This window comes from Phenylobacterium sp., assembly GCF_044371015.1.
Taxonomy (GTDB): domain Bacteria; phylum Pseudomonadota; class Alphaproteobacteria; order Caulobacterales; family Caulobacteraceae; genus Phenylobacterium.
Genome location: NZ_JBILUK010000113.1, coordinates 1 through 9,837 on the forward strand (window position 1 = coordinate 1; position 9,837 = coordinate 9,837).

A 9,837-nucleotide genomic window follows, 5' to 3' on the forward strand; every position below is an offset into this window, starting at 1 on the left:
CGGCCTTGGCGAACAGGGTCCAACCCGGCGCAGGGTCGTGGGCCGCCTCGACCTCCAGTCGTCCCCCGCGGCCCGAACCCGCGGCCCCCTTGGGAACGAAGGCCGCCGATCCTGTCAGCTCAATCGAGCCGAAATCGCGCTTCGCCGAGATCCGCGCCTCGTAGTTGGTGAAGGTGGGGCCTGGGGTCCGATCGTCGGGATAGGTCGCCACGAGGGCTTCGACCAGGAGTTTCGTCCGCCCACCATCGATCTGCCAGGTCTTCCCCGCATAGAGGCTGAGCTCGTAGTCCGGGCTCTCCGGATATCCGAAGTCGACGGTGCTGACGAAGGGGCCGGCATAGGCGCCGCTGTCGCCATCCCACTGCGCATAGCCCTGCAATGCCGGCCCCCGATCGGAGGCGCTGACGCCCTGAGTGCGATAGTCGCTGACCGCGCTGACGCCGGATGATATCACGCCGGACTGGGCGAACGCCGCCGTCGCCAAACTGAAGGCGAGCCCAAGGCCGACGCCCCAAGCGCGGACGTCGAACCCACCCAGGGCGCGGGATTTCACCGCCTCAAGGCCCACATCGCGGGCCGCCTAGATCTGCCGCGCCCGGCCCTCCCAGTAGGGCGCGCGGACCTTGTTGCGCTGAATCTTGCCGGCTTCGGAGCGGGGCAGGCTGGTGACGAAATCCAGGCTGCGGGGAACCTTGAAGCTCGGCAGGCTGTCGCGGGCGAAGGCCAGGATCTCCTGCGCCAGCAGGTCGGAGGGCTGGTACTCCGGCTTCAGCAGGATCACCGCCTTCACCTGCTCACCCCATTCGTCGTGCGGAACGCCGACGGTGGCGCTGTCGGCCACGGCGTCGTGCTTGATCAGCTCGTTATCGATTTCCTGGGGGTAGATGTTGACCCCGCCGGAGATGATCGTCTCGGCGCTGCGGCCGGTGAGGAACAGATATCCGTCGTCATCGAAATAACCCATGTCGCCGAGCGTGAAATAGTCGCCGACCCGCGCGGATTGGGTCTTCTTCTCGTCCTTGTAGTAGCTGAAGCCGCCGCCGGGCGGCAGCTGGTGATAGATCGTGCCCGCGACATTGGGCGGGCACTCATTCCCCTGCTCATCAAGGATCTTCGAGCCCAGGAGCTCGGGGCGCTTGCCCACCGAGCCCGGCTTCCTGAGCCACTCGTGGCTGTCGATCATGAAGCCCGCGCCGCCCTCGGACCCGGCGTAGTATTCACTGATGATCGGGCCCAGCCAGTCGATCATCGCCTGTTTCACCTCGGGTGGGCAGGGCGCCGCGCCATGGACGACGTACTTGAGCGACGAGAGGTCGTAGCGCGCCTTCACCGCATCCGGCAGCGCCAGCAGGCGCTGGAACATGATCGGCACAAGATGCATGTGCGTGACGCGGTGTTCGGCGATGGTCGCGAGGGTCTTTTCCGAATCCCACTTGTCGAGGAACACCAGCGTCGCGCCCGCGCCCATGGCGGCCCGCACATCGAAGGCCAGAGGCGCCGCGTGATAGGCGGGGCCGGCGCACATCTGCACCGAGGCCGCATCGTAGCCGCGCATGGCATAGATCGCCTGCGGCGTCACCGCGGCCTGGGCCCGATAGACACCCTTGGGTCGGCCGGTGGTGCCGGACGTGTAGAGCATCTGGTTGCCCAGAACCGGGTCGTTGATGTCGGAACCATCCAGACCCGCCAGGGCCTCGTCATAGTTTTCGAAGCCCTCGATCCCGCCGCCGGCGGCCAGCTTGACCTTGAGATTCGGCGCCTGGGCCGCGGCAGGCGCGGAGGCGGCCACGCGCGCCTCGGCCACCAGGGCGAGGGCCTCGCAGTCGTTGAGGATGTAGGCGATCTCATCGACCGTCAGGTGCCAGTTGACCGGCGTGATCCGAAAGCCGCCGCGGAGGGTGGCCATCTGCACCTCGACGAACTCGGCGCGGTTGGAGAGCAGCACCGCCACCGCGTCACCGGATTTGAGGCCCGCCGCGCGCAGGCGCCGCACGATGCGGTTGGCGTTGGCGTTGGTCTCTTCGAAGCTGCGGCTGCGGCCGTCTGGATCGACCACGGCGGCCTTGCCGGGCTGGACCTGGGCCCACACCGCCCCGGTCATGCCGACCATCGCCGCCGCCTCGAGCCGCGCGTTCAGATCCATCGCCGCGTTCATATCCAGCCTCCCGTCGCCGGGCTCAACAGACCCGATCTTCGAAAAGACCATGGCATGCACGCCACGCCCCATTCAATGCGGTGTCATCCCGGTTTTCGCGGAACGCGAAAGACCGAGACCGCCGGCGCCGCCATCGAGTCTCCCAGCACGGCCCCACCGCCCGCGCTCGTCCGCATGATTCCGGCGCAGGAGGTCCCAGTCTGCCGAGCGCCGAAACCGGGATGACACGGGTGGGTGACGGTTCGTCGCCCGCCCTATTTGATCCGGCGATAGACCCAGCCGCCGGCCGTCGCGCAGGCGCCGGTGAGGAATGTGCCCCACATCACGTCCATCGCCGTGATCTGGGTCGACCAGACCTTGAGCGTGGCCTGGTTGGTGAGGTCGTAGGTGGCGTAGCACATGGCCCCAAGCAGGCCCCCGGTGATGGTGGTTTGGCGCAGCGGTTTGTCCGCCGTGGGACGGATCGCCAGCACCAGGATGCCGAGGATGTACATCAGGTAGAACACCACGGCGGCGGGCAGGTTGAGCGGATCGTCGGTGGGCCGCAGCACGGCGTCGAGCGTCGGTCGGTAGAGCCCAGGCCCCACCTGGGTCAGCCACACCGCATCAATGGCTGCAAAGGTCAGCCCGGTGGCCAGATAGGACGCGATAAGCCGGATCATTGGTGCTTCTCCCCTGTCAGGCCGGTGCAAGGCGATAGTGGCTGACGCCCCACTCCGTGCCGCCACGATGGCCGAAGAGGCCGGCCGTGGCGAGGAAGAAGAGCCGCCAGCGGCGATGCCAGAGCATCGCGTCCGCGCCGTAGGTCTCAGCTAGCACCGGGCGGATCCTGGCGATGTTGGCGTCATAGGCGTCGAGCCAGTGCAGGGCCGTGCGCTGATAATGCGTTCCGCTCCAGCGCCAGTCGGCCTCGACGGTGAACAGGTCCGGGAACTGCGACATCAGCCCGTGGCTCGGCATGACTCCGCCCGAGAAGAAGTGCCGCCCGATCCAGTCGGCCTCGTCGTCGAGGTCGAAGCGGTAGGGCGCCGTGCGATGGGTGAAGACGTGGATGAACATCCGCCCGTCCGGCTTCAGCCAGCCCTTGGCGCGGGTCAGCAGCGCCCGCCAGTTGGCCATGTGCTCGAACATCTCCACCGAAACGATCCGGTCGAAGGCGCCGTCGGCCTGGAAGTCGTTCATGTCGCAGGTGATCACGGAAAGGTTCTTCAGACCCTTTTCGCGCGCGCGACCCTCGATGAACGCCCGCTGGCTCGCGGAGTTCGACACCGCCGTGATCCTGGCCCTGGGATAGGTCTCCGCCATCCACAGCGAGAGCGAGCCCCAGCCGCAACCGAGCTCCAGAATCTGCTGGCCGTCGGCCAGGGCGGCGTGCTCGCAGGTCTCGGTCAGGGCGTGAATCTCCGCCTGTTCGAGCGTATCCGACGCGGTGCGGTAGAGCGCCGAGGAATACTTCAGGCGGGGTCCCAGGCACGCTTCAAAGAAGGCGGCCGGCACTTCGTAGTGCTGGGCGTTGGCGGCCTGGGCATGCTCGGCGATCGGCCGCGCGGCCATCTCACGGGCGAACACCGCATCCACGTCAGGCGCAGCGACCACCAGCTCGCGCCGGGCGTTGGCCACCAGGGTCCAGATCGCCGCCTTGCGTACGGCGTCGGGGAGCGGCGCGCCCTCGAAGGTGTCGATGATGGTGGAGACGAGACTCATTCACTTGTCCTTGGGAGGCGTCGGAAAGAAGACACTGACGCGGCGCTGATAATCGCGGAACAGGTCCCCGCGCGAGGCCAGCATGGCGGTTTCCAGCGGCGGCACGCCCGAGACATGCCGCAGCAGGCCGTACATCACGCCGGGCGCGATGAGGCTGAGCCAGGTGACGGGCTGCGCCGGATCGAGCGCGATCACCGGGTAGGCGGTCCAGCCCAGCCACTGGAAGAAATAGTTCGGATGCCGTGACCAGGCCCACAGCCCCCGGTCCATCACCTGGCCCTTGTTGGCCGGGTCGGCGCGGAAGCGGCGCATCTGTTCGTCCGATGTGGTCTCGCCAAGGATCGCGATGATCAGGATGCCAAGCGCGATCAGGTCGCGAACATCCAGGTTCGGTTCAGGCCGTCGGGCGGCCAGGACTACCGACACGGCCAGTAACGCCGAGGCCGGAGCCTGGGGCAGGCTGACCCACAGCATGCGCAGCGGGTAGGTCGCGGGGTTTCCTTCCCGGAACGCGGCATAGCGCGGATCTTCCGGGTGGCCCGCCACGCGCCCGTGCAGGTAGGCGCCGAGGCGCAGGCCCCACAGGGCAAGGAACCCCCCGATCAGAATCTGGCGCATCAGATTGCCCGATCCGTCCAGCGGCCAGAGCGCCGCGCCGGCCAGAACCACGCCGGTGCCGTAGCTCCAGAATACGTCGGTCCATCCGCCGTTCTTCACCACGAGACCGAACGCCCAGGCCGACAGCATCACCGCCAGCATGGCCGCCAGCACGCCCAACACGATCTCAATCAGCATCATCGGCACACCGTCGCATACGACCCCGCAGTCTGACCAGACGCATCCGCGCAAAAGGCATCCACCCCTGTGACGCTCGCGTAGCCTTTGCTAAGCACACCGGGCAATTGAGAGGATGGTAGCGCGTGCAGACCACGGCACTTGGGCGACAAAACGTCGCCGTGATCGGTTCGGGGATCGCGGGTCTTTCGGCGGCCTGGCTGCTGTCTCAGACGCATGACGTGACGATCTTCGAGGCGGATGGCCGGCTGGGCGGCCACGCCAACACCGCCGAGGCGCCCGGCTTTCAGGGTCCGGTGCCGGTGGACACGGGCTTCATTGTCTACAACGAGGCGAACTACCCGAACCTCACGGCGCTGTTCGCCTACCTGGGCGCGCCCACGATCAACGCCGACATGAGCCTCTCGGTGTCGCTCGACGACGGAGCGTTTGAGTACTCCAGCTTCGGCTTCTCGGGCGTCTTCGCCCAGAAACGTAACCTGGCGAACCCGCGCTTCCTCAAGATGCTGACCGATGTTACGCGCTTTTACCGGGAAGCGCCGGCGGATCTGGAACGGCTGGGCGACAGCCTGGTCTCGCTGGACGACTACCTCCGGCAGAAGGGCTTCGGCCGCGCGTTCCGCGACGATCACCTGATCCCCCAGGCCGCTGCGATCTGGTCGACGCCGTTGGACCAGATCGGCGCCTACCCGGCCGCGTCGCTGATCCGTTTCTTCCTCAACCACGGCATGATGACGGTCTCCGGCCGGGGCCTCTGGCGCACGGTGGCCGGGGGGTCGCGAGCCTATGTGGAGAAACTGCTGGCGGTCTATGGCGGGCAGGCGCGGACCGGCGCGAAGGTGGCGGGCCTGAAGCGCGACGGGGCGGGCGTCGAACTGCGTCTGGCCGGCGGCGCGCGCGAGCGGTTCGACCAGGCGGTGGTGGCGACCCACGGCGATACGGCGCTGAGCCTGCTCGATGATCCGACGCCGGAGGAGACCCGGCTGCTCCAGGCCTTTCGCTACAGCCGCAACCTCGTGGCTCTGCACACAGATCCGGTGCTGATGCCGAAGCGCCGCACGGCCTGGGCCAGCTGGAACCATATCGGCCGCCGCGACCGGCCCGGCGAGGGCGCGGTCAGCTACTGGATGAACCGGCTGCAGAGCCTCACCGATGCGCCCGACCTGTTCGTGACGCTGAATCCCAACAAGGAGATCGCCGCCGACCGGCTGATCCGCACCGAGGTCTACGACCATCCGCTGTTCGACGCCGAGGCCCACCGCGCCCAGCGCGAGCTGTGGGACCTGCAGGGCGTCCGTCGCACGTGGTTCTGCGGCAGCTATTTCGGCCACGGCTTCCACGAGGACGCGCTGCAGTCAGGACTGGCGGTGGCGGAACAATTGGGCGGCGGGCGGCGGCCCTGGTCGGTCAAGGGCGAGAGCGACCGCATCCATGTGCGCCAGGCCCGGCGCGCAGAGGCGGCGGCCTGATGGGTGAGAGCGGGCTCTATGCCGGAGTGGTGACGCACACTCGGTTTCGACCCCGCCGGCATGCGCTGGCCTATCGCATCTTCATGCTGCTGATCGACCTGGACGAGCTGCCCGCGCTGACGGGGCGGCTGAAGCTGTTCTCGCTGGGCCGGTTCAACCTGGTGGGGTTCGACCCCCGCCGCCACGGTGACGGGTCGGCGGTTCCCCTGAAGACCCAGGTTGAAGCCCATCTCGCCGCCGCCGGCCTGCCCTCCGGCGGCCCGGTGCGGATGCTGGCGATGCCGCGCATCCTGGGCATGGGGTTCAACCCGCTCACCGTCTACTTCTGCCACGCGGCCGATGGCCGGCTCTCGGCCATCCTCTACGAGGTCAACAACACCTTTGGTGAGCGCCACAGCTATCTGATCCCAGCGGGCGAGGGCGCGGTCCAGCGCCAGGCCTGCGACAAAGCCTTCTACGTCTCGCCCTTCATGGACATGGAGCTGGCCTACCGTTTCCGGGTGAGGCCGCCAGGCGATGCCGTGCAGGTGCTGGTCGATGTGGATGATGCGTCCGGCCACCTGCTGGCCACCGGCTTTGCCGCGGAACGTCGCGAGCTCACCGACGCCGCCCTGCTCCGCGCCTGGCTCGGCCACCCCTGGATGACGCTCGGCGTCGTCGCCGCCATCCACTGGGAAGCGTTGAAGATCTGGCTGAAGGGCGAAAAGATCCGCACCCGCCCGGCCAAGCCGGGCTGGGCCGTCACGGTCGTGGCGTCGCCGCTGAAGGTTGTGGGCTAGCAGCCAGGCTCGCAACCAGCCGCGCCATGGGCTCCTGGCTGATCTGAATGGCGCCGCGCTGCGGGCGATCCAGATCAAGCACCATCGCAAAGGCCAGCGTGAGTAGGGCGAACAGCAGCGCTGTCATGATCCGATCCGCGCGGCCCGCAACAGCCAGGGTCGAACCCAGAAGACCCGCGGCGACCAGAGCGAAAACCCCCAGGGCGAACACGAGCGAGGCCGGAAGTCGGGATGCCATGGTCGCCTCTCGCGTGGCCCCGAGGTCCAGGAACTCGTTCATGGATGTGACGATCATCGAAGCGAGCGGCGTTTCACGGATCGGGCGAACAGCAGCGATCGCTTCCTGCTGAATCCGGTCGCGCAGGTCAGAGGAGGCGGTTTGGTGGACAGGCTTCTCAGCCGCCGTCGCGAGACCGTACCTCAGCCGCGTCTCGGCATATCGCCGCAGCAAGTCCGACAGGCGGCCGGCGGCCGGCGGATCAAGCAATTGGACCCGCATGGCGGCCGTACTGATGGCGTTGGCTTCGGCGACGACGAGTTCTCGGCGGGTTTCGTATCGATCCAGCGCCATCCCGAAGGTGAACGCAATCAGAAGCGCGAGCAGCCCCATCACACCGGACAGGACGTGCTCCTGTGACGACGCCGCCGCCGACTGCCGCCGCCCGAACCGATGACCGAGGCTACCGGCGCCAACCAGCCCGAGAAAGAACAGGGTCGCGATCAGCCAGAGGGGCGCCTGATTCAGTAGATCATCCATCGCCAAAAGGATCTCCGCCGCGACGCCCGACTATGGCATCCGGGCCGCAAGTCCGAAAGCGTCTCGGTAAACCCACACATCGCCCACCTCGCCGAGCGGGGTGGGCGCTTCCGCCATCGCCAGCCCCGCAGCCGTCGCGAACGGTTGGGGATCGGCCATGTAGTAGGTGAGCCGCTCAGAGGAACGCTCCAGTTCGCGCCCAGCGCCATCCGCCCACACATAGTTCAGAACCTGTTCCAGCCGCCCGATATCCTCGCGCCAGGTCCGCTCGCGCAGAAACAGGCGCAAACGACCGCCCTCAACCGCCAGATCGAGCACCGGCCGCGCCGGATCCACCGACCCGCCCGCCGCCATCACCTCGCGCCGCGGCAGGTGGAACGCCGCGCGGGCGCCGGGAGCCAGATGGCGAGCCACCGTCTCGAACGTGCGTTTCCAGGCCGCCCCGGCCGGCACGTGGGCCAGAGTAAAGTAGGGGCAAATCACCAGATCGAAGCGGACGGCGAGCGCGAGCGCCGTCATGTCTCCCCGTCGGAGCGCCATCCGCGCCTGCACCTCGGGCGGCAGGCCCGCCCGCCGCGCCTCGGCCTGAGCCAGCATGGCGGGCGCGATCTCGACGCCGGTGACGTGAAACCCCCGTGAGGCCAGCCCAGCCGTCAGCCGCCCGCTGCCGGCGCCCAGCTCCAGAATCGATCCCCCGGGGGGCGCCAGCGCGGCGTAGATCTCCTCGTCGCCGACCAGCCGCGCGTCGGCCGCGGTCACCGCGTCGTAGAACCGGGCGCTCAAGCCGCCGGGCGCGTAGTAGGGTCGGGCCTTGGCCATTGCGCGCTTGTGCCGCCGTGCGCACATTGGATCAATGCGCGCCAACGCATCCTGGGAGTCTGAACCATGACCCGCCTGCCATCCCGCATCGCCCGACTGGCCTTGCTGATCGCCGCGCCCCTGCTGCTCGCCGCCTGCGGGATCAACACCATCCCCACCCAGGAAGAGCAGGCCAAGGCCCAATGGGCCGAGGTGCAGAACCAGTACCAGCGCCGCGCCGACCTGATCCCCAATCTGGTGGCGACGGTTAAGGGCTTCGCCGCCCAGGAATCCAGCGTCCTCATCGGAGTGACCGAGGCGCGCGCCAGCGCCCTGCAGGTCCGCTCCGACCCGGGAATCACAACCGATCCGGCGGCCTTCCAGCGCTACGCCCAGGCGCAGACCAACCTTTCGCTGGCGCTGGCCCCCATGCGGGTGCTGCAGGAGCAGTATCCGGACCTGAAGTCGAACGAGAACTTCATGGCGCTCCAGAGCCAGCTGGAAGGCACGGAGAACCGCATCGCCATCGCGCGGCGCGACTACAATGAGGCCGTCCGGGTGTTCAACACGACGCTCCGCACCTTCCCGCAGATCATTTTCGCCAACACCGTGCACGGCGCCTCCAAGCCCATGCAGCTGTTCCAGGCCGCCGCCGCCTCCCAGGCCGCGCCCAGCGTCGATTTCGGCGCCCCGGCCCAGCCGGCCGCCGCGGCGCCCGGTTCGCCGCCACCGGCTCCCGCACCCGCCGCCAAGTGATCCGAACGGCGAAGCTTTTCGGACTGACAGCAGCGGTCCTGGCGGTCTTCGCAGCCGGGACCGTGGCGCTGGCTGCGCCGAAATTCCCGCCGCTCACCGGGCGGGTGGTGGATGACGCCCAGCTCCTGTCGCCCGCCGCAGAAGCCGAGCTGACGGCTGAACTCGAGGCCCTGGAGCGCCAGACCGGCCACCAGCTGGTGGTCGCCACGCTCCCCGACCTGCAGGGACTGGAGATCGAGGACTACGGCTATCAGTTGCTCCGCGCCTGGGGGATTGGACGCAAGGCCGAGGACGACGGGGTCATCCTGATCGTCGCCCCCAACCAGCGACAGGTGCGGATCGAGGTCGGCTACGGCCTGGAGCCGGTGCTGACCGACGCCCTTTCCAGTCTGATCATCCAGCGCGAGATTCTGCCCGCCTTCCGCGAAGGTCGCTTTGAGCCGGGCGTCGTGGCTGGAACCCGCGCCATCGCCCGCCAGATCGGCCTGCCGCCCGAGGCGGCCAAGGCCGCTGCGGCGCAGGCCGAAACGCGCCGCGCCGGTCATGCGTCCGGCATCGATGTGCCGGGCATCGTCTTCGGGATCATCGTGGTGCTTTGGGTGCTGGGCGGGGTCACGCGCGCCT

11 protein-coding genes are annotated in these 9,837 nt (G+C 68.2%); 4 read left to right on the plus strand and 7 right to left on the minus strand.

Translation table 11 applies throughout. The features are described 5' to 3' along the window. The 5 genes from ACIQ3R_RS10725 to ACIQ3R_RS10745 form a co-directional block, all read right to left on the minus strand. Positions 1–568, minus strand: a 568-nt coding sequence (locus ACIQ3R_RS10725) for a TorF family putative porin (protein ID WP_397418291.1), incomplete at its 3' end; no start/stop codon positions are given. Positions 569–580: 12 nt separating this feature from the next. Next, on the minus strand, positions 581–2,155 hold the full coding sequence (locus ACIQ3R_RS10730) for an AMP-binding protein (protein WP_397418293.1): 1,575 nt from the start codon (positions 2,153–2,155) through the stop codon (positions 581–583). A 254-nt stretch (positions 2,156–2,409) separates the two neighbouring features. Continuing rightward, entirely contained in the window at positions 2,410–2,817 is a 408-nt protein-coding gene (locus ACIQ3R_RS10735) for a DUF2177 family protein (protein ID WP_397418295.1), read from the minus strand. A 16-nt stretch (positions 2,818–2,833) separates the two neighbouring features. Further along, positions 2,834–3,859: an SAM-dependent methyltransferase gene (locus ACIQ3R_RS10740; protein WP_397418297.1), complete on the minus strand. Its 1,026-nt coding sequence runs from the start codon at positions 3,857–3,859 to the stop codon at positions 2,834–2,836. Beyond that, complete coding sequence (locus ACIQ3R_RS10745) at positions 3,860–4,657, minus strand: DUF1295 domain-containing protein (protein WP_397418299.1); 798 nt, start codon at positions 4,655–4,657, stop codon at positions 3,860–3,862. A 122-nt stretch (positions 4,658–4,779) separates the two neighbouring features. Between ACIQ3R_RS10745 and ACIQ3R_RS10750 the strand changes: the two genes are divergently transcribed. Both ACIQ3R_RS10750 and ACIQ3R_RS10755 read left to right on the plus strand, forming a co-directional pair. Continuing rightward, a complete protein-coding gene (locus tag ACIQ3R_RS10750) occupies positions 4,780–6,123 on the plus strand; it encodes an NAD(P)/FAD-dependent oxidoreductase (protein ID WP_397418301.1) in 1,344 nt (447 codons plus the stop codon). Continuing rightward, complete coding sequence (locus ACIQ3R_RS10755; RefSeq protein WP_397418303.1) at positions 6,123–6,902, plus strand: DUF1365 domain-containing protein; 780 nt, start codon at positions 6,123–6,125, stop codon at positions 6,900–6,902. The genes ACIQ3R_RS10750 and ACIQ3R_RS10755 overlap by 1 nt, the downstream gene beginning before the upstream one ends. On the opposite strand, the gene ACIQ3R_RS10760 is transcribed toward ACIQ3R_RS10755, so the two are convergent. Together ACIQ3R_RS10760 and ACIQ3R_RS10765 are read right to left on the minus strand one after the other, a co-directional pair. Next, on the minus strand, positions 6,865–7,659 hold the full coding sequence (locus ACIQ3R_RS10760) for a hypothetical protein (protein WP_397418305.1): 795 nt from the start codon (positions 7,657–7,659) through the stop codon (positions 6,865–6,867). The genes ACIQ3R_RS10755 and ACIQ3R_RS10760 overlap by 38 nt on opposite strands. 30 nt (positions 7,660–7,689) lie before the next feature. Further along, a complete protein-coding gene (locus ACIQ3R_RS10765; protein ID WP_397418307.1) occupies positions 7,690–8,478 on the minus strand; it encodes a class I SAM-dependent methyltransferase in 789 nt (262 codons plus the stop codon). A gap of 66 nt (positions 8,479–8,544) precedes the next feature. On the opposite strand from ACIQ3R_RS10765, the gene ACIQ3R_RS10770 reads away from it, so the two are divergent. Together ACIQ3R_RS10770 and ACIQ3R_RS10775 are read left to right on the plus strand one after the other, a co-directional pair. Further along, positions 8,545–9,213 (plus strand): LemA family protein, encoded by a 669-nt coding sequence (locus ACIQ3R_RS10770; RefSeq protein WP_397418309.1) that lies wholly within the window; start codon positions 8,545–8,547, stop codon positions 9,211–9,213. Then, positions 9,210–9,837 (plus strand): TPM domain-containing protein (locus ACIQ3R_RS10775; protein ID WP_397418311.1); only part of this gene is annotated, 628 nt, incomplete at its 3' end. The genes ACIQ3R_RS10770 and ACIQ3R_RS10775, both read left to right, overlap by 4 nt.

Excerpts from the sequence above, each read along its gene's own strand:
- ACIQ3R_RS10730 (WP_397418293.1), bottom strand. The coding sequence starts at position 2,155 with ATGAACGCGGCGATGGATCTGAACGCGCGGCTCGAGGCGGCGGCGATG.
- ACIQ3R_RS10735 (WP_397418295.1), bottom strand. The coding sequence starts at position 2,817 with ATGATCCGGCTTATCGCGTCCTATCTGGCCACCGGGCTGACCTTTGCA.
- ACIQ3R_RS10740 (WP_397418297.1), bottom strand. The coding sequence starts at position 3,859 with ATGAGTCTCGTCTCCACCATCATCGACACCTTCGAGGGCGCGCCGCTC.
- ACIQ3R_RS10745 (WP_397418299.1), bottom strand. The coding sequence starts at position 4,657 with ATGATGCTGATTGAGATCGTGTTGGGCGTGCTGGCGGCCATGCTGGCG.
- ACIQ3R_RS10755 (WP_397418303.1), top strand. The coding sequence starts at position 6,123 with ATGGGTGAGAGCGGGCTCTATGCCGGAGTGGTGACGCACACTCGGTTT.
- ACIQ3R_RS10760 (WP_397418305.1), bottom strand. The coding sequence starts at position 7,659 with ATGGATGATCTACTGAATCAGGCGCCCCTCTGGCTGATCGCGACCCTG.
- ACIQ3R_RS10765 (WP_397418307.1), bottom strand. The coding sequence starts at position 8,478 with ATGGCCAAGGCCCGACCCTACTACGCGCCCGGCGGCTTGAGCGCCCGG.
- ACIQ3R_RS10770 (WP_397418309.1), top strand. The coding sequence starts at position 8,545 with ATGACCCGCCTGCCATCCCGCATCGCCCGACTGGCCTTGCTGATCGCC.